Raw genomic sequence first — 24,979 nt, 5'->3', positions numbered from 1 at the left:
TGTTTGTGGATCATATGAGTCATCAAAGTTATGCAGATAGCGGTTCCCAAAGAAATTAAAAACCATGAATATAGAGTTTCTCTCACCCCTGAAAGTGTCAACCATCTAGTTAATAGAGGTCATCAGGTCTGGGTTGAACATGATGCAGGTGCAGGCATTCAATATCAAGACCAAGATTATTTACATGCAGGGGCACGTGTCACAAAAAAATCAGAATTATTTAAATATGCTGAGCTCATTGTCAAAGTTAAAGAGCCCTTGCCAGAAGAAATCGCCTTGTACCAACCACAACATTGTTTGTTTACATACTTGCACTTAGCCGCAGATAAAGCGCTGAGTCTAGCACTCGCTAAATCAGGGGTAACTTGCATTGCATACGAAACAGTGACTGATAATGGCTTTTTGCCTTTACTCCAGCCAATGTCTGAAATTGCCGGGCGACTGTCGATTCAAGTCGGCGCGCATTGTTTAGAAAAAGCACAAGGTGGAATGGGAAAACTATTGGGTGGTTTAGCCGGAGTTGAACCAGCTCAAGTCGTTGTCATCGGGGCCGGCTCTGTTGGGCAACAAGCCGTTGCCATGGCTGTTGGTGCACAGGCCAGCATCACTGTGCTGGATACCGATTTACATAAACTTAGAATGTTACAAACCTTGTATCAAAATCAAATCAATTGTATTTATTCAACGCCTGCGACCTTAAAAAAATATGTATTAAACGCCGATTTAGTAATTGGTGCCGTATTAATCCCAGGTGCCAGTGCGCCTAAATTAATTCCTAAAGAATGGTTAAAAAAAATGAAAGCCGGTGCTGTGATGGTGGATGTGGCCATTGACCAAGGCGGATGCTTCGCAACATCTAAACCGACCACACATACAGCGCCAATTTATCAGTTAGACGGCGTTATTCACTACTGTGTGACCAATATGCCGGGCGCTGTACCCCTAACAGCAACTCAGGCATTAAACAGTGCGACTTTGCCCTATGTGACCGAGTTGGCTGACAGTGGTATTGAGCAAGCTTTAGAAATCTCAGCGCCATTGCGAGCCGGATTAAATATTTATAAAGGAGACATTTGTCATCCGCAAGTTAGGAAAAGTCTGCAGTTAGATTAAAAGTTTGTTCTATAGGCATAGGTTTAGCGTAATAGTATCCTTGCATTACACGACATCCCTGCGCCTGTAGAAATTCACTTTGTTCGATTGTTTCAACCCCTTCGGCGACTATATCTAAACCAAGCTTTTGCGCCATTGCAATGATCGCACTGGAGATTTCTTTGTCTTGTTCATCCTGTGGAATATCTTTGATGAAGGTACGGTCAATTTTCACACAATCAATTGGAAACTGTTTTAGGTAAGCCAACGAAGAATAGCCGGTTCCGAAATCATCCATGGCTAAACGAAAGCCTTGATCTTTGAATAATTGCATTAAACGGATAGCTTGTTCAGTGTTCTCCATCAACAAAGACTCGGTCACTTCAAACTCTATTTGCTGTGGAGAAATAGCATAACTTGCCATCATTTCCATCACACTAGAATAAAAATTCTTAGCAAACAATTGGCGCGATGACAAATTAACCGCAATACCGTCTATACCCACTAATCTCAAGGCTTTACCATGTTGCTGCAAATATCGACACACTTGTCTAAGAACCAATAAACCTAAATCATGGATCAAGCCGGTTTCTTCGGCGACACCAATAAACTTATCTGGCGGTATAAATCCTTCATCTTTATCAATCCAGCGAACTAAGGCTTCAGCCCAAATAAAGCGATTTTTTTGCGCGTCAAATTGTGGTTGTAGGTAAACTGTCAGCGCTTCGTCACTAATAGCTTGCCTAAGTTTATGTTCTAAATGGACTTTCGCTTTAATTTCTTTATCTAACGTGTCGCTGAAATAAACAACTTGGTTGCGTCCAAAATCTTTTGCTTTATATAAGGCTATATCGGCACTGCGTATCAAATCAGCACCATTCACCCCGTCTTTAGGATAAACGGCAACACCAATAGATGCTGTAACATCTAACAATGCTTGATGTTCCAGTGGGGTTAAAACTGAACTCAGTAGCTTTTTAACGACCAGATCTAAACTTGAAATAGTAGCGACATCACGGATCAGTATCATAAACTCATCCCCACCCATGCGTGAAACGAGATCATCATCAGCTAACGCTTTTTTGAGTTTATTGGCAACCGAGACCAATAAATCATCGCCAAATTCATGTCCTTTGGCGTCATTCACACGTTTAAAATTATCTAAATCAACCATCAAAACGGCCAATTGCTGCTTAAGTTTTAGCGCATTGGCAATTTCCAACTTTAAGTGTTCATTAAAAAACCGGCGATTAGCCAAACCGGTTAAAGGATCCTGATAAGCCATTTTTTCAAGCTCAAAGCGGGCTTCTTTTAACTCGGTAATATCAAGCACTGAACCAATATAACCGGTTAACTGACCATCATTTAGCGTAACGGGCGATATTTTTTCCAAAAAATTCTTTCGTTTACCTTGCGGTGTTGTGAACCTATATTCAACAGATGAAGTCGATTTATTTAACTGACTTTCATTAAACATTTCTAACACGCGCAAATTGTCTGGGTAAGCGATTCTTTGGCTATATTCAATAAAATCTATTGGTAACTTACAGCCAGTCATATCCTGCCAACTGTTGTTAACATATAAATACCTATCTTGCTCATCACGCAAAAAGATACCGATTGGGGCTTGGTCGGATAATGATCTCAACCGTTGCTCTGATAACTGCAATAATTTGTGCTCGTCAGCCAAACTATCTAACATGTTATTAAACACATCAACCAGTTGGCCTACTTCATCCTCTTTAGATTTATATGCGCGAATGTCAGCAAAAACGTTTTTAGTAATATGTTGAGCCGTTGAATGCAAATGTTGCAGCGGTGCCAGAACTCTTTTTAATAATTGATTGGCAATTGCATAAACCGCCAATAAAGAAATACTGATAACAATAAGGATAACCAATAAAACATGTTGCTGAGTAGACTGAACGTACTTCAAATCAGATTGAATCATCAAAGCGCCCATAATTTCCTGATTATCCAGTACAGGCTTAATGATGTTTAGACCATTTTCATTAAAATGTTGCTGATAGCTATCGATCACACCGAGGGTGGGTGGGCAATTATACCGCCTGTCATCATATATATACTGAGCAAAGAATTCTTTTTCTTTGTTATATAAACAAATATGCTGAATACTTTGATGAAATTGCGCAGCGGATAAATTGGTTTGTGCAGCAGCAACGTCATTAAAGATTAAGGCGGCTACCGTTCGGTTTGCAAGAATTTCACCAATGACATTTAAATCAGATAGCAGTTTTTCTTTTGCCAGATCTTTTTCTACATAAAACAGCGTTAAACCAATTACGCTTAAAGACAACAAAAATAACACAATTAGGCGTTTTATGATGGCATATTTAAGTGACTTGCGCGCAATCTTCATCATTCAGGCCTTTCTATCTTATTGGCCAGTTCTAACAAAGAGGAACTAAACACGATATTGTTTTTGCTTGCTAAACCTAAATTAACATTAAAACCTATTCGATTATTTTTATTAATTAATTCAATGACACTGGTTTTAAGGCCCGTTTTACAGCCATCACAAACACTCAAGCCAGAATAATTAGCAAGAAGCGTTGCAGACAATTTATTTTTGCCACCGATGATCAATAAATCGCAGTCAGATAGTGATTTGGCATTCTCTTCGACAATTTTAAAATTCAGCTTTTTAGCGTTGACTTTTAGACTAGGAGAAACTTGTTGCAATTTATCTTGTGAGCTCGGTTGTCCGCTCGCACAAATTAAAATAGATGGATTCTCGCGACTGGGCAGTTGTGTGTAGCGTAATATGCCGACGACGACAGCTGCTCGAAGGCTGGCCTCTTCGGGTTGATTCATTAAAGCCTGCGCTGGCGCAGCTGCATAAAACATATAACCCATCAGTAACATTACATTCAATACAACTGCCGTGATTATATTTAATTTCATTTAATATCCATTAACCCTGTATCCCAAGCCTGCGGGCTATGTATTGATTATCCATATAACGATGTATTAAAAAGTACCTGAGCAAAACCTAAGTGTAGCTAAGCCAGCGATCGTATGCCAAGTAAAGTGAGCATAATTCAAGAAAATCCCGTTCAAACGACCCAATTTAAATTAATTGCTTAACAATTTGCTGCACGAGTTTGTCTAATAGTAAATCCATTGTCGAGACCAAATCATCATACCCTTCTGCAGATTGCTGCATACGCAGTATAAACTTTTCCGGTTTTTGCTGGGCAATTGACCATGCCCCAATCAACATGACTTCACCTTGTAGATTGCCATGAAAACGGACAATTTGTAATTGTAAACCACCCAGCTGATTAATGTCATCTACTACTTTGCCGGGTAGCTGGTTTGATAATTTATCAACTAAACTCTCATTAATCGAGACTTGCAATGGTTGAGCCCAGCGGTGGTAATGTGCAAATTGTAACAAATTACCCTCTTTTAATAGTGCAATACTATCCGTTTTAAGATAAGGGGCAAGCTCCAAATTTAACGCGATTTCCACGCGCTGTTGTAGCGCCTTATTTTCTGGATAAGGGAACAAATAGTACTGGGTTGAGGGCTCTGGTTGACTAGAACAGGCAAACAGAAAGCTACTGACGATTGCGATGAGTGTGATTTTAATAAAATTCATTTATCTTTCCCTGGTACGATATCAGCTTGTCTGGGTGAGCTAAATAGCAATGAGTCTGGTTTACTCTCAATGGTATCTGCGACTTTTTGAATACTGCGCAAAGTACTCTGTACTTCATGTAATGTAATATCTAGCGATGAGGCTAGCCCTTTTTCATTGGAAAACAATTGCAATGTTTTTTCCAGCTCAGTAATCAATGTATTTAGTTTTTGTGGCAATTCTTGTGCGCTTGGCTGCTCAATGAGCTGTTTACCTTGTGCAGCAAATTGATTGAGCGACTGAATCAATTGAGTCGCTTCTTGCATAGTCTGCTCTGCCGAGGCTAGCATATTGTTCACCTGACTGGCCGTTTGTGTTAATGGCAGCTTTGCCAAGCTATCTGCAAACACGCCAATATCTGACAACATACTGTCTAAATCATCATGTGTCGTTGGAATACTTGAGTATAAACCGACATTAAAAATTGATTTAGATTGGTCGGGATAAAAATCCAGTTGAATATAACTTTGCCCTGTCACTAAACTACCCGTTTTTAACGCAGCGCGCAGACCGTTCTTGACGTGTCGATTCAAAATTTTTGTCAATTTTTCAACAGCAGCGGGCGAATCTTCACCCAAAATTCGCCCCGGATCGAGCCTTATTAAGACCGGTACTTTAGGCGCGTTTGCGCTATCGAATTGGTTTTCAGGCAAATAATCAAAAGAAATATCCACTACTGTGCCAACCCGCACCCCACGATATTCAACATATTCGCCAATGTTTAAACCGCGAATGGAGCGTTCGAAAAGTAACAAGTAGTCGACAGAATACTGATAAGGGTGCGCTTCAATCGCCATTTTGTTTTCGTACAGCTTAAATTCTGTACCATCGGTTACGGCTTTACCCGGTGATAAGGTCGCAGGCAAATCAAATGAAATACCGCCGGTTAATGTACTTTCAATCGAGTCTGAAAAAACATCGATACCTTGCGCGTTTAACCTAAAAGACACGCCACTGGTGTTATAAAATCGACTATTGCTGGTTACCATGCGATCGTATGGTGACTCTATAAAGATGTTGGTTTTAAGTTTTTTAGAATTTAATATTTCGATTTGGGTGACTTGCCCTACTTCAAAGCCTTTAAATAAAACAGGATCCCCAGCATTTAAAGAATTAGATGCATCACTCACCAGATAAATATTTAAACCATCCTTGTTTGTACGATTTAATGGCGGGTTTTCCAAACCGACGAAACTGGTTTTTCCGGGATAATCGTTGCCCGGTTCAAGCTCGATATAAGCGCCGGATAATAATGTTGTTAACCCTGACACGCCTTTAGAACCAATTCTAGGCTTTACAACCCAAAATTGAGAATCCTGCCGAAGCAAATTGGTTGCTTCTGGTTTGATTCTGGCAAGCACCCTAACCGTCAGCAAATCTTCGTTAATCTCAACTTTAGTCACAACGCCAACTTCAACATTTAAGGTTTTAATTAAAGTTTTACCGGCTTCAATGCCCTCTGCACTTTGAAAGCGAATTTCAATTTCAGTACCGCGGTTGAGATAATGTTGGGTTACAAACCAAATACTGACTAACATTGCAAATAGCGGAATAATCCAAACCGAAGATAATTTAGTGCGTTTTTTAATGGTGGGTGTTTGCATGATTTTCCTTCGATTCTTCCTGATCCCATATCAGTCTTGGATCAAATGCTTCAGCGGCCAGCATAGTGGTTACCACTACGACCGCAAATGCCACAATAGCAATACCTGGCTCTATTTTCAAAATGCCGCCCAATTGCATTAGCGATACTAAGATAGCAACGACAAATACATCAATCATAGACCAGCGGCCAAACCATAAAGTGATACGATACAATACCATACGTTCTTGTTTGCGTCCTTTGATACGCAATTTTAAAGACAAACACAACCACATTAATACCAATATTTTACCAATTGGAATCACGATACTGGCAAAAAAGATGACAACAGAGATAAAGTAAGCTTGTTGATTCCAAAGCTCAACAACCCCTCCAACAATCGTATTGTAAGCAGTTCGACCCAATGTACTGGTGGACATTACCGGATATAGATTCGCCGGAATATAGAAGATCACCGCGGTTATTAACCAAGCCAGTGTTTTTTGCACCGAGTTAATTTTACGCGTGTGCAACACCTCTCCACACCTGGAGCATTTACTCCATTTAACAGGATTTAACTTTTGACAACTCAAACATAATGCTAAATTTGCTTGAGCTGCTGTCTTAATAGTTGGTGGCATTTTATTTTATCCAAATATCGCCAAAATCGAATTTTATCCAGATTAGCCAGCGCTGACGCCAAACACACGGTAAATACAATATAAGCCCATAACCCAATCCCAAGATCGATATTGGCAACCGAAGTGAGCTTGGTTAAGCTGGCCAGTGCTGCGATTAAATACACATCTATCATACTCCAGTGCTTAATATAAAACACCCAACGGCCAATCGCGCTAGTATAAGGCATCACTCGACGCATAAAAATCATGGGCAAAAGCATATAGACTAGCGCCAACAATAATGCAGATGGACACAACAGCAAAACAAAAAATATAAGAAAAAACAAGAACGGCTCACCCAATTCCAAAAATTGCCAAGCAGCCTGATACAAGCTCATCTCATTGTACAAACCTGCTTTTTCGACACTTAACATCGGGAAAAAATTAGCAACGAAAAACAAAATAATACAGGCGATAGAAAATGAAAGTGTAAACTGCAGGCTATACTTGGGTCGTTGGCAAATAATATGGCCACAGCGAGGGCAATGTGCTGACTCACTGTGATTTAATATAGGCGCTTCTAATAACAAATCACATTGTTCACACGCTGATAAATGCTCAATCATCTTGCGCTTCTTTAAATTCATCCAGCAGGTGCGCGACTTTCATGACAGCGTCTTCACCCAACTTAATGGCCTCTGCTGCACGGTTAAACTCTAAAATACCAATATCTTCCACTTTGGGTTGGATCAACAAGTCGGGCGGATCGGCAGCCAATCGACTGCGTGTAATCCGGTTTTGCATAATATCAATTGCACTGGTTGCAACCGCCACCATACTGGGTGAATTAGCCGAACCAACCGGAATTTTATTGATTAGCTGGTCGATAAATCCTTTACTCTGCCCCAACAGATCCTGAAACTTATTGGGTTGTTCCTGCTCATCTATCTCGCCCGCCTCATTTGCCTCATCGATATCATTCGGTAAGTTTTTTAAATGCGCTGGCGCTGCAATATCACCTTTTTTATGAACAGCCGGCACACGACCACAGTTTAAATCAATTGCGATGACATGTGTGGCCCCCATAGCACGACAGACAGATACGGGGACTGGGTTAACCACTGCCCCATCAATCATCCAGTGCCCGTCGATAAATTGTGGTGCCAACATGCCAGGTATCGCACACGATGCACGTACTGCGTCGATATAACTTCCTTGCTGAAAAATATGCTCTCGACCGGTATACAGTTCTGTTGCAACGGCTGCGTACTGGACGCTAGAGTCTTCAATAAGCGTATTACCGATTTGAGATTCAAGACGTTTATACAGTTTGGTACCCGATACAACGCCACCGCGCCCCATACCCCAATCTAATAAACGCACCACCTTCCAAGTATCCAAAGAAAGCGCCCATTTTTCCAGCTCATCCAATTTATCCGTACAATAGGCCGCCCCCACTAACGAGCCCATTGAACAACCTGCAATGACTTTTGGTTGAATTCCTAACTTATGCAAACTTTTCAATGCACCAATGAGCGCCCAGCCACGCGCAGCGCCACTGCCCAAAGCTAAACCTAGTTTAAAATTTTCTTGTTGCTGCATAGATTTAGACCTATCCTTAAAACAATGTTTTAAAGCTATTCTAGTCTGCTTAGAAAAAGAAATATACATCTTATAGCGTGACAAAAAACTTGATTTATACTGAATAAACAGGGACTATTTTGTATAAATGTTAATTATTAGTATAAAGTCTAAATTTGTAGACATTACGTACAATAAGCAGTGAAATTTAAAGGAAGGCGCAATAAGAGTTTCACGACTTTTTTGTACCCTATACAAGTGATAAAAATAATTGGGAATATAGATGTTTTTTTACGCAGCAAGACAACCTATTTTTAATCGTGACAGAGAGCTGTTTGCTTACGAATTGTTATTTAGGGACAGTCTAGAAAACGTATTTCCCAACATAGATGGTGATCAAGCAACCTCTAAATTAATTGAAGCAAGTCAGTTTAATTTAGGACTTGAAGATTTTACCGATCAACACCCAGCTTTTATCAACTTTTCGGATGAACTGGTGATTAAGAAGTTTCCGAGTTTGATTCCAAAAGAGCAGCTGGTTGTGGAATTATTGGAAACTGCCAAGCCAACCAAGAAGCTACTACAAGCCGTTATTGAACTTAAAGAAGAAGGCTATCGCATTGCCTTAGACGACTATGAGCACAACCCAGTTTGGTTACATTTTTTTCCCTACATTGACATCATTAAAGTCGATTTCAGAGCGTCTACCCCACAAGAAATAACGCTAATAGGCACGCTCGCTAAAAAGCACAAAATAGAGTTATTGGCGGAAAAAGTTGAAACCTATGAAGAGTTTAATAAAGCGTTGGAATGGGGTTTTGTATATTTTCAAGGTTACTTTTTTAGTGAACCGGAAGTCATGCAAAGTAAAGCGCTGGCACCTTCTCAACTGAGCTTAGCCGAACTCTTGTATGAATCGTCTAAATCTGAAATGGATCTAAATGCAATTATCGCAATATTTCAGCGCGACGTAACCTTGTCATTTAAATTATTAAGATATGCAAACTCAGCGTTATTTAAACGTCGGGGGATATTGAGACAATCAAGCAGGCACTGGTTGTACTTGGACAAATAGAACTTAAAAAGTTTCTGGCGGTTCTTTTTGCCGCGCAAATCAATTCTCAAAAGCCGATAGAGTTAATTAGATTATCCATGAGCAGAGCGCATTTTTGTGAGTCTATTGCTAAAGCGCACAAACACTTGAAAGACCCATCAACTGCTTTTTTAGCCGGTATGCTATCGGTTATTGATGCAATACTGGATGAACCTATCGAAAGCATTATGCAAAAGCTGCCTTTAGCGCAAGAGATTAAAATTGCATTAATCGAAAAAACTGGAATATTAGCCGACTATTTAGCTTTAGTTGAACTGTATGAAAAAGCTGAATGGAAGCATGCAGAAGCGATAATTGACAAATTAAATTTAAGTGGCGCAGCGGTTCCAGATTTTTATCACACCGCCATTCAATGGTCTAATGACAGGGCAAATGAATTAGCGGCCAGTTAGCGGGCTGTGTAGGTCGTACGACATAAGCTACGAGCTACGAGCTGTGTAGTTCGTCCCTTTAGGGCGACAATTGTGCATAATTCAAGATTTGTCGGGCTAAAGCTACATTTTAGCTTCGAGCTTCGAGCTTCGAGCTTCGAGCTTCGAGCTTCGAGCTTCGAGCTTCGAGCTTCGAGCTTCGAGCTTCGAGCTTCGAGCTTCGAGCTTCGAGCTTCGCACGTATTGTAGGTCGGGCCTTTAGGCCGACAACAAGAAAAATTTAACACTATTTCTATCATTTACCCATTAAATCCCCCAAACGTTCGCCTACTTAGCACCACCTTGACGCCATCACGCAAAATATTTATTCGTCATGTATTTCTAAGGTGACCATTGTATATTAGCGATGAGTTGAAACTTATTGAATCGAACGGATAGTTGAGCGGTAAATGGGCCAACGTCTATCACAGCAAAGTTGAAAAACTGGCCAGCTAGCTGTTAAAAAATCAACAAGACACATACAAAAAAGCCACTCATTGAGTGGCTTTTATTATTCAAACTAATTTAATAGTTTTAATTAACCATTATCGTTTGCAGCACCAGAGCCGCCTGAAGCACCAGTTACTGGAGTTGGTGTTTGGGTCCCTTTACCTTTAGACACTTTAGCTTTATTAGCATCAGCTTTAACATTAGTTAACGTTACACTAGCAGGCTCTTTAGTTTTCGGCTTAGTAACATTCACCTTGTTCGCATTAGCTGTTACTTCAGTTTTTACTTTATCAGCAAGGTTAGCCAACACAGTCACGTCTTCATCGTTGGTAGACTCAGGGTCACCAACAACTTTTTTAACACTCTTTGCAATATCTTTTAACGCTTTGCCTAATGTCTTAGTTTGCTCGGCTAATTTACCAAATGAAGCATTAACAAGCGCTAAGTTTTTCACTTTAGTATCGCTCGTTGCGGCAATTTTATCTGGCGTTGCAGAAGGTATTTCTAGAGTAAGAAAATCGGTGGTTACATCGATATCATCTTCAATACCCAGCATAAGAGCAACAGCTTGAGAGTTATTAACACCTAAATTCTTCAATTCATCTTGGGTTAATGAATCATTCAGTTCTGGAGCATCTTGCAATAATTCAGTTGTCAATGTTGATAGAACACTGACTTCCACTGTATCCAACGTGACGGTTGGTGCAGTGTCACTTGGAGTCGGCGCCAATGCAATTGTTTTAAGCTCAGTACCAGTTAAATCCAGGTTGTCACAATCTGCTTGGTCTGCTAAATCACATTCCATTGTTGTGCTCTCATTTGCGACAATTCGAACGACAATTACTTTACCATGGCCATTTGAATTCACTTCAAGAGAATAACTACCATCAGCGCCTGTCGTTGTTTCACCAACAAAACCTTCCTCTCCAGCCAAGCCGTTGGTTAAATCTTCTTTACCCGAACAATCCGTTTTTGCAACACAACCATATACGGTTGCACCAATTAGAGAACCTTTGGTTGCAGTCCCCGATAACGCGACTGATTGTTGAGTAGGTGGAGTTGTTGGAGTTGGTTCAACAAATACAGGGTCGCCGCTACCAATAAAGTTACAACCCGTTAAAGTAAAAGAACCCGCTAGGGCTAATGATAATGCAGTGTGCTTAAAAGTTAGTTTCATTTTTTCAGCTTCCTTGTATTGAGATCTGAAATAGTTTGGAATTCAGGGTGATTAAAAAACAGATGATGCTAATTTGCAAGTGTCTTTTTTGTGACGCCTATGCCACTGTTTATATTTCCATCTCATTCTACTGCTAATCTTCCAAACTGCAAGACTCAAAAATCATTTGATTACAAAATTTTCTTTCAATTTGTTAATGGTTTGTTTTCCAACACCTTTAATTGATTTTAATTGTTCAAAATCTGTTAAAGCACCATTCTTTTTAATAAATGCCAAAATTGCAGACGCTTTAGATTTCCCAATCCCGGGTACTTGGCTAAGCTGTTGCATTGACACATTGTTTAAGTTTAGCTTTTTATCTACTTGTAATTGTTCAACCGACGCAACCTGTTTATCTGAGGGGAGTTTTGGTTGTGCAACCAGAGAGCCGGATAAAACAAAAGAAGAGATAAATGCAGTTGTTAAGATAAGTTTTTTCATAGTCCTGTAGTCCTTTTTTCCTTTTGGCAGAATCGCCAGACATCAGCTTAGTTAATTATTTGTTATATCTCCAGCGGCAAAATACAAATCTTTATACAATTTTGGTATAGCCAACTGATAATTTTGCATAAAGGTCGCTTTTGCAACGGGTTTATAGGCTTGAAAGCGGTTTGAACCTTGGCAGGTTTCTACTGGGTAATAACCGATAGCCTCTGTATTCAGTTGTTTTGTAACGCCACTTTTAAGCTGATAACCTAACTCCGTTTTTATTATCCAATTTTGCAAATTATTAACATATTGACTCCATGTCGAGTATTTTTCTAAACTTTGAACCAGTTCAAATTTTGTTGGGTAATAATATTGGCTATCGACCGCAATTAAATTTACGCCTAGGCGAAACATGGCTTTATTTTGCCCGCTACACCTTTCTTGTAATTGAGGATTGGTAAGTACATACTCATCTTCAAAGCCTAACCAGTGCGCTATTTCATGTTGTATCAGCGCCGTGTCCGAAAACTTATTGAGGACAATTAAATTATTCTGCTTATAAGACTTTTTATTATCAGGTTGATAGTCAATAAAATAGCGAGCGAACTGGCTCATTTGCCATCTTGTCTCGCGGTTTAAATTTGCTGCCAGCCAATGCTGCTGCGCGATGCAAAATTCAGAAAAAAGCGCATCAGATTTTAGCACCCGCTCTGTTGCTTGGCGTAATGCAGCCATATCCCATGGTTGGTGTGTGATTAAATGTATTGGCTTTTTACATGGTAAATCTGCGTTGTTAACCGCGTCAGTCAGCGCGCGTTTAAAACGCTGTAAATTTGGCCGAAAGTGAGCTTGATAGAGTTTTAACCAATCTTGGCTATTGCCTTTATTTTTCTCAGCGAGTGTAGTTAATAATGGCAACCATTGCTCTGGTACTGCATTTTGCCGGATTAAGTGTTGCAGATAGTCGTATTGCGCATTTAATAGCTGCTTTGCGCTTAGTGGCCTCCCTGTTTTTTGCACGTTCTGCAGCACCTCTGCGTGGCTATCAGTGTGCGCTTTAATAAATGTCTGATTGAGTGCACGTTTAAAATAGTCGTTTGCGGACTGGGCATCTGTACTTTTAATACGATTAGCATATAAATAGGCGGCATAGGCAGATTTAACGGCTGCTCTTTTATACCAAAGTGCTGCTGTTTGAGTGTGCCCTTGATTATCGTTTTGTTGTGCTAACGCAAGCTGTGCTGGCAGATAATTTCGGTTGGCCAAGTATAACAACACTTTTTTCGGAGCCTGAATCTGCTGAACAGGCATGGATTGTAAACGCTCAGCAAGCTGCGCCATCCAGTATTTTTGCTGTTCACTTTTTTGTGCAGTGAACCAGTTTGTTATTTCCGCATTAAAAACTAAGTGATGTGACTGATGCGCCTGTTGTACCAGTTTATTAAGATGCTTACTTGCTAAATAAAGCTGCAAACAAGCATCAAGAATAAAACTAAATAAAATGATAACGAGAATGACACACAAGCTAACTTTTAGCTTGCGGGTTGTTGCCATGCTGCCATTCTTTTAAGTTCAGTTTGCGCATATCTAAACTCGACAAACTGATAAATATGGGTACTCAAAGCTGCTTTAAAATAATACTCAGCCGCCTCGTTGAAATTAGACATCTGATAATTTTTAGCGATATAAAAATAAGCTTCGCATAATTTTTCGTTTAAATCTTGTTCGTCGTGACTTAACTTAGCTGCAAGTTGTTGCAGATCTAAAGCTTGTATTTCGCCGGTAAACAATTGAATAATTTGATAACCCCAAGCGTTTTTATCCAATTTGCCAGCGCGTTGTTTTAATCGACTGAGCGCCATTTCAGGGCTTTCTTGATACTCGGCAAAATACCACCATATCACGCGATAAGGATCAGTTGGATTGATGTTATAAAATGATTCGAAATCTTTGTATGACAGCTGAGCACGCTCGCCATAGTACAAAGCAATGGCCCGATTAAAATAAGCATATTCATGATCAGGTGTCAGTTCTAATACTGAGTCAAAAGATTCGTATGCACGTCCAAACTCTTCCTGCCTTACATAATATATACCTAACATGTTATAGGCTTCACTCAGATCGGGTTTATGCTCAAGCGCCTGCATCATATCAAAATAGGCGAGATGCATTAACCCCAGCTCATCCAGTAATAAACCACGGCGGAAATAAAGTTCAGCCTGTTGTTCATCATTAAGCTGCTCTTGTGTCAAGATGTCTGAAATACGGCGGATCGCAACCTGATGTTGCACTGTATCCACTATCGGGTTGGCGATATTTAAAATCTGCGGCTCAGGTTGAACCGGATGGGTCTGGCTAAGTTGACTAAATGAAGAACACGCGGTCAACCCTGACAAAAAAAGTAAACCGCATCCTAAACGGAAATATTTAAGCATAGTTAAAATGGTCTGTTTGCGAATAGCATGGCTTAAGTTTGCCAGATTTACACTTTTATTAAAACAAAAAAGGCATGCCTAAACGAATTAGACATGCCTTTTTAAGCGAACCCTTAATTTACAAATTCAAATTATTCAGATTCTGTTGATTCTTCTTTTTTATCCGCTTCAATTAAAGCTTTCATACTTAAACGAACGCGACCTTGGCGGTCAATTTCAAGTACTTTCACTTTAGTTTGCTGGCCTTGTGATAAATAATCAGATACGTTGTTCACACGCTCTTCTGAAATCTGAGAAATATGAACCAAACCTTCTTTACCTGGTAATATTTCAACAAACGCACCAAAGTCAACAATACGCGTAACTTTACCGTCGTAAACTGCACCAACTTCAACTTCAGCGGTTAACGCTTTAATACGTTCTATTGCGGCATCGGCTTTATCTTTACCCGTTGCTGCAATTTTAACCGTACCATCGTCTTCAATTTCAATTGTAGTGCCCGTTTCTTCAGTCAACTGACGGATGGTTGCACCACCTTTACCAATGACATCACGGATTTTATCTTGGTTGATCTTAATCTTATAAATGCGTGGCGCGAATTCAGAAACTTCGTTTCTATGTCCACCAATCGCTTGGTCCATTACATTTAAGATATGTAAGCGAGCTGCTTTTGCTTGATTCAATGCAATCTGCATGATCTCTTTAGTGATACCTTCAATTTTGATATCCATTTGCAATGCAGTAATGCCGTCTGTTGTACCCGCGACTTTAAAGTCCATATCACCTAAGTGATCTTCATCACCTAAGATATCTGATAGAACGACGAAGTTTTCGCCTTCTTTAACCAGCCCCATCGCAATACCCGCAACAGATGCTTTAATCGGTACACCCGCATCCATCAGTGCCAATGAAGAGCCACAGACAGAAGCCATAGAACTTGAACCGTTAGATTCAGTGATTTCAGATACGACACGTACCGTGTACGGGAATTCCGCAGCACTTGGCATCACCGCCGCGACACCACGCTTAGCCAAACGACCATGACCGATTTCACGACGCTTTGGTGCACCTACCATACCTGTTTCACCAACACAATACGGAGGGAAGTTGTAATGGAATAAGAAGCGATCTGTTTTATCACCGGTTAAATCGTCAATCGTTTGGGCGTCACGTTCAGTGCCTAAAGTTGCTACAACGATGGCCTGAGTTTCACCACGAGTAAACAATGCACTACCGTGTGTTCTTGGTAAAATACCGGTACGTACGTCTAACGCTCGAACCATAGTTGGATCACGACCGTCAATACGCGGTTCGCCGGCAATAATGCGGCTACGAACCACTTTTTTCTCAACTGAGCTTAAAATATCACCGACTAAACCCTGGTCGATTTCTTCATTCTCTTCAACCAATTTCGCCAATACCGATTCTTTAACTGCAGTCGAAGCATCTTTACGTTCAGCTTTATCTGCAATTTGGTATGCTGCCGTAAACCCAGATTCTGCTAATTCGGTTACTTTGCCGATCAAATCAAGGTCTTTTTCCGGAGCTGTCCATTCGCTAGCTGGTGGATTAACTTGTTCAACAAAATCACGGATATTTGCAACTACGGTTTGCATTTGCTCATGGCCATATACAACCGCACCTAACATGGTATCTTCACTTAAAACTGAAGCTTCAGATTCTACCATTAATACCGCGTTTTCTGTGCCTGCCACTACAAGGTCAAGCTCAGATTGAGCAAGTTCACTTGATAATGGGTTTAACATGTATTGGCCATCTTTATAACCAACACGTGCTGCACCAATTGGACCTTGGAAAGGAATACCGGCAATCGATAATGCGGCCGAAACCCCTATCATTGATACAATATCAGGGGCAATTTCAGGGTTGGCCGACATTACAGTTACGACAACCTGAACTTCGTTGGTGTAGTCTTTTGGGAATAACGGACGAATAGGACGGTCAATTAAACGCGCTGTTAAAGTTTCGCCTTCTGAAGGTTTAGCTTCACGTTTAAAGAAACCACCCGGTATTTTACCCGCTGCATAGGTTTTTTCTATGTAGTTTACTGTTAATGGGAAAAAGTCACGTGTCGGATCTTGATCTTTTTTAGCTACAACACTTACGAGTACGCAAGTGTCATCCATACTAGCCATAACGGCTGCGGTTGCTTGTCGTGCAACTACGCCTGTTTCCAGCGTGACTTGATGTTGGCCAAACTGAAATGATTTTGTAATTGGAGTCACAATAATGTTTCCTTTGTTCTTACTTTACTTTTTGGTCTCTTAATTTCCGGATAATTATACGTAACTATTTACCAAATAAGTACAGATGATGTACAAAACAGAAAAAAAAAGGGCCATTCGGCCCTTTTTTCATAAATTTTTGTCTTAACGACGTAAACCTAAGCGCTGAATCAATGTGCTATAACGTTCAACATTCTTACGTTTTAAATAGTCTAACAAGCTACGACGTGAGTTAACCATACGGATCAAACCACGACGTGAGTGGTGATCTTTTTTGTGATCAGAGAAGTGACCTTGCAATTTGTTGATTCTGTGTGTCAACAAAGCTACTTGTACTTCTGGTGAACCAGTATCGCCTTCTTTAGTTGCATAATCAGCAACAATTTTTGCTTTTTCTTCGTTAGTTAGTGACATAATATTCTCCAAAAATTCGGGCAAACCGATCACTAATCCAGCATGCCTATAAAATGAACAGCGGATTCTACTGAAACTAGCAGAAATAGCAAGCTGAATTTTCTATTAGCGTATTTCTGTTGTATCTAACAGTCGCTTGGGGTGCAATAGGTTGCGCTCGTCTAATTCAGCTATGCCCAACATCACCCCGCTTTGCTCATCGTAGACGCGGAATATTTTGTGCTTATCTGCAGATATTTCAAACCTTTGGCCGTTCACAAAACGTTTGGTGAGTTCGGCGGGTAAGCGTATCTGTGGTAAATGTTGTATGCCTGCATCCAGTGGATTAATAGCGGCTTCACGCTCGCTTTCATCCATGTTCTGCAACTGTTCAAAAGTATACATAGGCAAGTGATCAAAGCCCGCAACTATTGTTCTGCGTAATGCGGATACGTGAGCACCACAACCCAGTTTTTCACCCAAATCATCGACAATAGTGCGAATATAAGTTCCTTTTGAGCAAGCAATTGTCATGCGTACGTAAGGCAGTTCGATGGCTTCGATTTTAATTTGGAAGACTTCTATCTCACGCACCGGACGCGGCACATCAATCCCTTTTCGTGCATAATGATACAAAGGTTTTCCCTGGTATTTAAGCGCAGAATAAATGGAAGGTTGCTGCTTTTGTTTACCTAAAAAACTGAAAGCTGCACTTTCTATTTCTGCCACTGAACAATCAACCGGTTGTTTACTGACCACCTCACCTTCTGAATCCGATGTTGTGGTGCGGATCCCAAGATGCGCTGTCACTTGATACGTTTTATCTGCATCTAATAAAAACTGACTAAACTTGGTCGCCTCACCAAAACAGATAGGTAGTAATCCAGTCGCTAAAGGGTCAAGTGCGCCAGTATGGCCGGCTTTTTTTGCACGAAATAAAAACCGCACGTTTTGCAATGCTCGGTTAGAGCTGACGTCTAACCCTTTATCTAACAAAACAATACCATTTAGAGCTCGAAAAGGGACGCGCTTATTCACCCTTGTCTTTTCCTTCGTCTGAATGATTTTCTATCGTGTCATCTGGATGATGATTTTTTGCCTTTTCCTGATCTTTGGCAATTGCCTTGTCTACCAACTCTGACATGCGAATCCCTTCATTTAAACTCATATCTAATTGGAATTTTAAAATCGGAACACTACGCATACGCATTCGTTTTGACAACAGTGAGCGAACATATGGCGCGACTTCGTTGAGTTGTTTCACACTGGCTTTGGCTTTTTCTTCTTCTTGCAACAAAGCGGATATAAATATTTTGGCATAGGCCAGATCTCTGGAAACTTCTACTTCTGAGATGGTCACCATTCCAATTCTAGGATCTTTTAATTCACGCAGAATGATTTGTGCCACTTCTTTTTGCACTTGTTGGGCAACGCGTTCAGCCCGAGAAAATTCTCTATTCATTGTATAAACTCTTCATTGTCCAGTTTGCCAATCGCGAATTCATATTCACTTTCAGCGCAAAAAGGGGCCTAAGGCCCCTTTAAAATCACGATAACTGGGTGATTATTATAGCTGTCGTTTAACTTCAACTATTTCAAATACTTCAATCATATCGCCAACTTTAACATCGTTATAGTTTTTAACGCCGATACCACATTCTGTGCCTTTACGCACTTCTGCAACATCGTCTTTAAAGCGACGTAAGGATTCTAATTCACCTTCGTAGATAACAACATTATCGCGCAGTACACGAATTGGGTTGTTACGCTTCACATTACCTTCAGTTACCATACAACCTGCGATTGCACCAATTTTAGGCGATTTAAAGACATCACGAACTTCGGCTAAACCAATGATTTCTTGTTTGAATTCAGGGTCTAGCATACCACTCATTGCCAGCTTAACTTCATCAATTAAGTCATAAATAACTGAGTAATATCTTAGTTCTAACGCTTCCGTTTCAATTGTTTTACGCGCGGTTGCATCTGCACGAACATTAAAACCTAGCAGGATAGCTGAAGAAGCGGCCGCTAATGATGCATCCGTTTCGGTAATACCACCGACACCACTACCGATAATTTTAACTTTCACTTCTTCAGTAGATAACTTAAGCAATGAATCAGAGATGGCTTCTAATGAACCTTGAACATCCGCTTTCACAACAATGTTCAATTCTTTGACATCGCCTTCAGTCATGTTAGAGAACATGTTTTCAAGCTTAGCTTTTTGTTGACGTGCAAGCTTAACTTCACGGAATTTACCTTGACGTTTAAGCGAAACTTCACGTGCCTTTTTCTCATCTCGAACCGCAGTCGCTTCATCACCTGCCGCAGGGACGCCAGATAAACCTAAAATCTCGACTGGAATAGATGGACCGGCTTCGTCGATATCTTTACCATTTTCATCTTTCATTGCACGAATACGACCGTATTCCAAGCCACAAAGAATGATATCGCCTTTTTTCAGTCGACCGGATTGAACTAAAATACTGGCAACAGGACCACGGCCTTTGTCAAGTTTAGACTCGATAACAATACCTGAAGCCAATCCTTCATGTACTGCATCTAAATCAATCATTTCTGATTGCAATAAAATGGCTTCTAACAGGTCATCAATACCTTGCCCTGATTTTGCAGATACGTGACAGAATTGAACATCACCACCCCAATCTTCAGGGATAATATCATGCTGTGCTAATTCGTTTTTAACGCGATCTGGATCCGCTTCTTCTTTATCAATTTTGTTAACCGCAACCACCACAGGTACTTCTGCAGCTTTTGCGTGTTGAACCGCTTCAATTGTTTGCGGCATGACGCCATCATCAGCGGCAACCACCAAAACAACAATATCAGTTGCTTTTGCACCGCGAGCACGCATTGCAGTAAAGGCCGCGTGACCCGGTGTATCTAAGAACGAGATCATACCTTGATCTGTTTCTACGTGATAAGCACCAATATGCTGGGTAATACCACCGGCTTCGCCTGAAGCAACTTTTGCGCGGCGAATATGGTCAAGCAGTGACGTTTTACCATGGTCAACGTGACCCATAACCGTCACAACTGGCGGACGTCGACGAACTTCAGTTTGCTCACCACGGTTTGCCAACAAATCCTCTTCCATTGCGTTTTCGCTAACCGCAACCCCTTTATGGCCCATTTCTTCAACAACTAATAAAGCTGTTTCTTGGTCTATCACCTGATTAATGGTGACCATAGCACCCATTTTCATCATAGCTTTAATCACTTCTGTGCCTTTAACAGCCATCTTGGCAGCTAAGTCAGCAACTGTGATGGTCTCACCGATACGAACTTCATGTTGTGTCGGGGAAACTGGCTTCTGGAAACTATGTTGCATGTTTTTAGGTGTAAAGATTTTCTTGCGTTTGCCTTTAGGTGCACGACTACTGGCAACTGCTTGCGCTTCTTCATCTTTTTTCGACGTCTTCTTCTTACGTCGGCGAGAACCTTTCTCTTCTTTGCGCTCTTGCTCTGCTTCTGCTTCTTGTGCATAACGAGAAGAGTGACTGTGAATTTCTTTTTTCTCTTCTTCTTTACGGCGCGCTTCTTCAGCTGCCCAACGTTCAGCATTTTCTTCGGCTAATCGTTTTGCTTCTTCAGCAATACGTGCAGCTTCTTCTTCTGCTTTGCGTTTTTCTTCAGCTTCTTTTTTCTCGCGTAGCGCAATTTCTTCCGGTGTTTCTACGTGTTTAGGCTTTTTAGCCTCTACTTTAGCGGGCGCTTTTTTGCTTTCTGCGGGTTTAGCTGCAGTCTTAGCTTCAGGAGTTGACTGTCCTTCGGTTTTTTCAGCTTCTTGCTTAGCTTTTGCTTCTGCTTCACGTTTCGCTTGCTCTTCTGCTTCACGTTTCGCTTTGGCTTCTGCTTCGCGTTTCGCCTGCTCTTCTGCCTCACGCTTAGCTTGCTCTTCCGCTTCACGTTTTGCTTCTTCTGCAGCCTGCTTTTGCTGTTCTAACGAACTTGCTTTTACATAAGTCCGTTTTTTACGTACTTCAACTTGCACAGATTTGGCTTTGCCATGCGAACCAGAAACACTTAACGTGCTTTTAGTTTTTCGTTGCAAAGTCATTTTGCTTGGTTGTGACGCTGTATCATCACCACCATGCTGTTTACTTAAATAGGTCAATAAAGTCTCTTTCTCTTGCTCTGTAACTTGACTATTGGGTTGTTTAGTTAACCCAGCTTCTGCAAATTGTTGAACTAATTTTTCAACTGTCGTACCTACATCTGCGGCAAGTTTATCTATTGATACATCTGACATTCAGTTCTACCTCCGCCGTTTTATTCAGCTTCGTTTTCGCCACCGAACCAACATATGTTGCGGGCTTTCATAATTAATTTACCTGCGCTTTCTTCATCCAAACCTTCAACGTCAGACAAATCATCTACCCCTTGCTCAGCGAGGTCTTCTAATGTGCAAACGCCACGACTAGCTAGAACAAATGCCAAATGGCGTTCAAGCCCTTCTAGGTTTAACAAATCATCAGCCGGCTCTGTATTTTCCAGCGATTCTTCATTCGCCAGTGCCAGGGTTGTAAGCGCAGCTTTGGCTCTTGACCGAAGCTCTTCAACTATATTTTCATCAAATCCTTCTATTTCCAGCAACTCGTTTACTGGAACATATGCAACTTCTTCAAGACTAGAGAAACCTTCTTCAACTAATACAGTTGCAAAATCTTCATCTATATCGAGTTTATCAGTGAATAATGTCATCAATTTATCAGCTTCGGCTTGATGTTTTTCTGACATGTCTTCAACTGTCATAACGTTCAACTCCCATCCTGTGAGTTGACTTGCTAATCTTACATTTTGGCCACTTCGACCAATCGCTTGCGCTAGGTTATCAGCTTCAACCGCGATATCCATTGTGCGTTTGTCTTCATCAACAATAATGGATGCGACATCAGCAGGCGCCATGGCGTTAATAACGTATTGCGCCGGATTGTCATCAAATAAGACGATATCAATACGCTCACCATCTAACTCACCCGAGACAGCCTGTACACGAGAACCTCGCATACCAACACAAGCCCCTACTGGGTCAATACGTTTATCATTGGTTTTAACCGCAATTTTCGCACGTGAACCCGGATCTCGAGCGGCAGCACGAATTTCCAACATTTCTTCACCAATTTCGGGTACTTCAATGCGGAACAATTCAATCAGCATCTCAGGTCGAGTTCGACTCATGATTAACTGAGGGCCGCGTGCTTCTGGTTTAATTTCGTATAACAAACCACGGACTCTGTCACCCGGTCTAAATGTTTCGCGTGGTAATAACTCTTCACGACGAATGACAGCTTCTGCGTTATTACCCAAATCCAGAATCACACCATCTCGACTGGCTTTTTTAACCACACCCGTTAACAACTCACCAACTCTTTCTTCGTATTCTTCAATAATTTGCGCTCTTTCCGCTTCGCGAACTTTCTGCACTATTACTTGTTTAGCTGTTTGAGTTGTAATGCGGTCAAATTGAATGGATTCAATTTCTTCTTCAGCATAATCGCCCAGTTGAATATCCGGCTGCTCAAATTGAGCTGCTTCTAATCCAATTTCAGCATAAGGATGCTCTAAGCCATTACCACTATCTTCCACCACTTTCCAACGACGAAATGTGATAAAATCGCCTGTTTTGCGATCAATACTGACACGAACTTCAATGTCACCTTCGTATTTTTTCTTGGTTGCCATGGCAATGGCTGATTCCAACGCCTGAAAAATTTTCTCACGAGGAACCGCTTTTTCATTTGATACAGCTTCCGCTACTAACAAGATCTCTTTATTCATTATTCAGCCTCGCTACCTGGGTTCCTAAAACTGAGGAACAACCTGTGCCTTATCAATATTTTTAAATGGAATTAAGTACTCTTCTCGGTCTACTTCAAGCACAATCGAATTACCTTCAACGCCTTGCAAGATGCCTTTAAATTTGCGTCGCCCTTCTACCGGCATGCGGGTTTTTACATTCAGCTGATAGCCGATATAGGGAGGATAGTGTTCATTTTTGAACAATAATCTGTCCATACCCGGTGAGGATACTTCTAATACATATTCGCCAGAGATTGGATCTTCAACATCCAGTACAGCACTTACTTGTCTGCTGACTTCAGCACAATCATCAACACCAATACCATTAGCGTGATCTATGTAAACCCTTAAAATAGAGTGTTTGCCCGCTCGAACAAACTCGATACCCCATAAATTAAAGCCTGTAGCCGCAACGGCCTGAGCAACTATTGGCTCTAGCTGTAACTCTTGTTTTGACAATCTAACCTCTAAATATTTCGAAAATACAAAATAAAAAGCCCCGACTTGCGACCGGGGCTTCTTCAACTATAAAACCGGTTGGTTGCGGGGGCTGGATTTGAACCAACGACCTTCGGGTTATGAGCCCGACGAGCTACCAGACTGCTCCACCCCGCGACAATGGCAAGCATTATAGTGATCTGAAGGAATAAATTCAAACCTAATGCCAAACCCGGTACTACTTTTATAAGTTGGTGCCGTGAGCGGGACTTGAACCCGCACGAGCAATGCTCACCACCCCCTCAAGATGGCGTGTCTACCAATTCCACCACCACGGCCTGAAACTTATAAATTTTACTCTGGAATATCTTGAGAGGTTTTATCAGCTGCAGGAATTTCTTCATTGATAACCTGCTGCTCTCCAACTGGCACTTCTAACTCTGCCCACTCATCCGTTGCTTCGTTTTGTTTAGCAGACATACCACCTAACAATAAACACAGAACGAAAAAACCAGTTGCTAAAACTGTAGTGGTTTTAGTTAAAAAGTTGCCTGCACCCGATGAACCGAATACAGTCCCTGATGAACCTGAGCCAAATGATGCCCCCATATCTGCACCTTTACCTTGTTGAATCAAGATAAAACCGATAAGGGCTACCGAAATAACAATGTATGCTACCAATAAAACTTCAAACATTTAATTCACCAATGCCGTTTGACATATTTCTATAAATTTTTCCGGAATTAAACTCGCACCACCTATTAACCCACCATCGATATCTGGTTGAGCAAAATAGGATGCGGCATTTTCCGGCGTCACACTGCCACCATAAAGAATACAAACACTTTTCGCAGTAGTTGGACATACTGAGGATATCATCCCTCGTATAAAACGATGTACATCCTGCGCTAATTCGGGCGAGGCCGGTTTACCGGTTCCCACTGCCCAAATTGGTTCATATGCAATAATACAGTCTTTAAATGCGGTTTTTCCACCAATATGTAAAACAGCTTCAATTTGAGCTGTTAAACGAGAAAAAGTTTTGCCTTTTTCATATTCTTCTGTGGTTTCACCCACACAAAGAATAGGTTTAAGTCCTACACTTTGTGCTTTTACAAACTTTTCTGCCGTTGTAATTGAGCTTTCATTAAAGAGTGAACGCCTTTCTGAGTGACCACAAATCACCCATTTACAACCACTTTCTTTCGCTAAGTGAGCGGAGATTTCTCCGGTCAGTGCCCCTTTATCCAACTCATTAATATTTTGTGCTGCCAGAATAATTTCAAGCTTATTCTGTATTATTTTTTCATCAATGTAGCTGTATAGAGTTGCTGGTGGACTGATGACAACTTGTAATTGTTTATCAACGCCTGATTCTTGTATCTGTTGAAGCAGATTATCAGCTAACTGGCGACTACCATTCATTTTCCAGTTAGCGGCCACAACGGGCTTTCTTATTGTCATGAGCCACTCCATTTTAAAG

At 41.0% G+C, this 24,979-nt stretch carries 21 protein-coding genes, 2 tRNA genes and 1 pseudogene; 2 read left to right on the top strand and 22 right to left on the bottom strand.

Features of this window, described 5'->3' with window-relative positions:
• Positions 1–30: 30 nt before the first annotated feature.
• Positions 31–1,113 (top strand): alanine dehydrogenase, encoded by a 1,083-nt coding sequence (gene ald, locus FNT16_RS10970; protein ID WP_143871621.1) that lies wholly within the window; start codon positions 31–33, stop codon positions 1,111–1,113.
• Here ald and FNT16_RS10965 read toward each other — a convergent pair.
• From FNT16_RS10965 to rssA, 7 genes are all read right to left on the bottom strand, one after another.
• Positions 1,088–3,475 (bottom strand): bifunctional diguanylate cyclase/phosphodiesterase, encoded by a 2,388-nt coding sequence (locus tag FNT16_RS10965; protein WP_246072208.1) that lies wholly within the window; start codon positions 3,473–3,475, stop codon positions 1,088–1,090. The genes ald and FNT16_RS10965 overlap by 26 nt on opposite strands.
• On the bottom strand, positions 3,472–4,017 hold the full coding sequence (locus tag FNT16_RS10960; RefSeq protein WP_143871620.1) for a YfiR family protein: 546 nt from the start codon (positions 4,015–4,017) through the stop codon (positions 3,472–3,474). The genes FNT16_RS10965 and FNT16_RS10960 overlap by 4 nt, the downstream gene beginning before the upstream one ends.
• A gap of 166 nt (positions 4,018–4,183) precedes the next feature.
• A complete protein-coding gene (locus FNT16_RS10955; RefSeq protein ID WP_143871619.1) occupies positions 4,184–4,717 on the bottom strand; it encodes a PqiC family protein in 534 nt (177 codons plus the stop codon).
• Positions 4,714–6,360 carry an intermembrane transport protein PqiB gene (gene pqiB, locus FNT16_RS10950; RefSeq protein ID WP_143871618.1) on the bottom strand — a complete coding sequence of 549 codons (1,647 nt, stop codon included), beginning with the start codon at positions 6,358–6,360 and terminating at the stop codon, positions 4,714–4,716. The genes FNT16_RS10955 and pqiB overlap by 4 nt, the downstream gene beginning before the upstream one ends.
• On the bottom strand, positions 6,341–6,874 hold the full coding sequence (locus FNT16_RS10945) for a paraquat-inducible protein A (protein WP_246072206.1): 534 nt from the start codon (positions 6,872–6,874) through the stop codon (positions 6,341–6,343). Before FNT16_RS10945 ends, pqiB begins: the two co-directional genes overlap by 20 nt.
• Positions 6,875–6,939: 65 nt before the next feature.
• Positions 6,940–7,584 carry a paraquat-inducible protein A gene (locus FNT16_RS10940; protein ID WP_185976576.1) on the bottom strand — a complete coding sequence of 215 codons (645 nt, stop codon included), beginning with the start codon at positions 7,582–7,584 and terminating at the stop codon, positions 6,940–6,942.
• Positions 7,577–8,560, bottom strand: a complete 984-nt coding sequence (rssA, locus tag FNT16_RS10935) for a patatin-like phospholipase RssA (protein WP_143871615.1) — start codon at positions 8,558–8,560, stop codon at positions 7,577–7,579. The genes FNT16_RS10940 and rssA overlap by 8 nt, the downstream gene beginning before the upstream one ends.
• 262 nt (positions 8,561–8,822) lie before the next feature.
• Here rssA and FNT16_RS10930 point away from each other — a divergent pair.
• Positions 8,823–10,045 (top strand): annotated as a pseudogene (locus tag FNT16_RS10930) (EAL and HDOD domain-containing protein).
• Between the two features lie 556 nt (positions 10,046–10,601).
• On the opposite strand, the gene FNT16_RS10920 reads toward FNT16_RS10930, so the two are convergent.
• From FNT16_RS10920 to tpiA, 15 genes are all read right to left on the bottom strand, one after another.
• Complete coding sequence (locus FNT16_RS10920; RefSeq protein WP_143871614.1) at positions 10,602–11,690, bottom strand: hypothetical protein; 1,089 nt, start codon at positions 11,688–11,690, stop codon at positions 10,602–10,604.
• 162 nt (positions 11,691–11,852) lie between these two features.
• The gene (locus FNT16_RS10915; RefSeq protein ID WP_143871613.1) at positions 11,853–12,170 is read right to left on the bottom strand and encodes a ComEA family DNA-binding protein; all 318 of its coding nucleotides are present in this window, start codon (positions 12,168–12,170) and stop codon (positions 11,853–11,855) included.
• Positions 12,171–12,221: 51 nt separating this feature from the next.
• Complete coding sequence (locus FNT16_RS10910) at positions 12,222–13,712, bottom strand: hypothetical protein (protein ID WP_143871612.1); 1,491 nt, start codon at positions 13,710–13,712, stop codon at positions 12,222–12,224.
• Positions 13,691–14,554: a lipoprotein NlpI gene (nlpI, locus tag FNT16_RS10905; protein ID WP_246072204.1), complete on the bottom strand. Its 864-nt coding sequence runs from the start codon at positions 14,552–14,554 to the stop codon at positions 13,691–13,693. Before nlpI ends, FNT16_RS10910 begins: the two co-directional genes overlap by 22 nt.
• Positions 14,555–14,724: 170 nt before the next feature.
• Positions 14,725–16,839 carry a polyribonucleotide nucleotidyltransferase gene (pnp, locus tag FNT16_RS10900; protein WP_143871610.1) on the bottom strand — a complete coding sequence of 705 codons (2,115 nt, stop codon included), beginning with the start codon at positions 16,837–16,839 and terminating at the stop codon, positions 14,725–14,727.
• Between the two features lie 144 nt (positions 16,840–16,983).
• Entirely contained in the window at positions 16,984–17,253 is a 270-nt protein-coding gene (gene rpsO / locus FNT16_RS10895; RefSeq protein WP_143871609.1) for a 30S ribosomal protein S15, read from the bottom strand.
• Positions 17,254–17,358: 105 nt separating this feature from the next.
• Complete coding sequence (gene truB / locus FNT16_RS10890) at positions 17,359–18,270, bottom strand: tRNA pseudouridine(55) synthase TruB (protein ID WP_143871608.1); 912 nt, start codon at positions 18,268–18,270, stop codon at positions 17,359–17,361.
• The gene (gene rbfA, locus FNT16_RS10885; RefSeq protein ID WP_143871607.1) at positions 18,263–18,694 is read right to left on the bottom strand and encodes a 30S ribosome-binding factor RbfA; all 432 of its coding nucleotides are present in this window, start codon (positions 18,692–18,694) and stop codon (positions 18,263–18,265) included. The genes truB and rbfA overlap by 8 nt, the downstream gene beginning before the upstream one ends.
• 105 nt (positions 18,695–18,799) lie before the next feature.
• Positions 18,800–21,508, bottom strand: a complete 2,709-nt coding sequence (gene infB, locus FNT16_RS10880; protein ID WP_143871606.1) for a translation initiation factor IF-2 — start codon at positions 21,506–21,508, stop codon at positions 18,800–18,802.
• A 20-nt stretch (positions 21,509–21,528) separates the two neighbouring features.
• Complete coding sequence (gene nusA / locus FNT16_RS10875) at positions 21,529–23,037, bottom strand: transcription termination factor NusA (RefSeq protein WP_143871605.1); 1,509 nt, start codon at positions 23,035–23,037, stop codon at positions 21,529–21,531.
• Positions 23,038–23,061: 24 nt separating this feature from the next.
• The gene (gene rimP, locus FNT16_RS10870; RefSeq protein WP_143871604.1) at positions 23,062–23,517 is read right to left on the bottom strand and encodes a ribosome maturation factor RimP; all 456 of its coding nucleotides are present in this window, start codon (positions 23,515–23,517) and stop codon (positions 23,062–23,064) included.
• A gap of 79 nt (positions 23,518–23,596) precedes the next feature.
• A tRNA-Met gene (locus tag FNT16_RS10865) sits at positions 23,597–23,673 on the bottom strand.
• A 75-nt stretch (positions 23,674–23,748) separates the two neighbouring features.
• Positions 23,749–23,834 (bottom strand) — tRNA-Leu (locus tag FNT16_RS10860).
• Between the two features lie 16 nt (positions 23,835–23,850).
• On the bottom strand, positions 23,851–24,192 hold the full coding sequence (secG, locus tag FNT16_RS10855) for a preprotein translocase subunit SecG (protein WP_143871603.1): 342 nt from the start codon (positions 24,190–24,192) through the stop codon (positions 23,851–23,853).
• The gene (gene tpiA, locus FNT16_RS10850; RefSeq protein ID WP_143871602.1) at positions 24,193–24,960 is read right to left on the bottom strand and encodes a triose-phosphate isomerase; all 768 of its coding nucleotides are present in this window, start codon (positions 24,958–24,960) and stop codon (positions 24,193–24,195) included. It abuts the gene before it with no gap.
• Positions 24,961–24,979: the final 19 nt, after the last annotated feature.

It is taken from the genome of Catenovulum sediminis (assembly GCF_007289895.1).
Lineage (GTDB): Bacteria > Pseudomonadota > Gammaproteobacteria > Enterobacterales > Alteromonadaceae > Catenovulum > Catenovulum sediminis.
The sequence above is the reverse complement of the archived record's forward strand: the minus strand, read 5'-3'. Positions and strand labels throughout refer to the sequence as shown.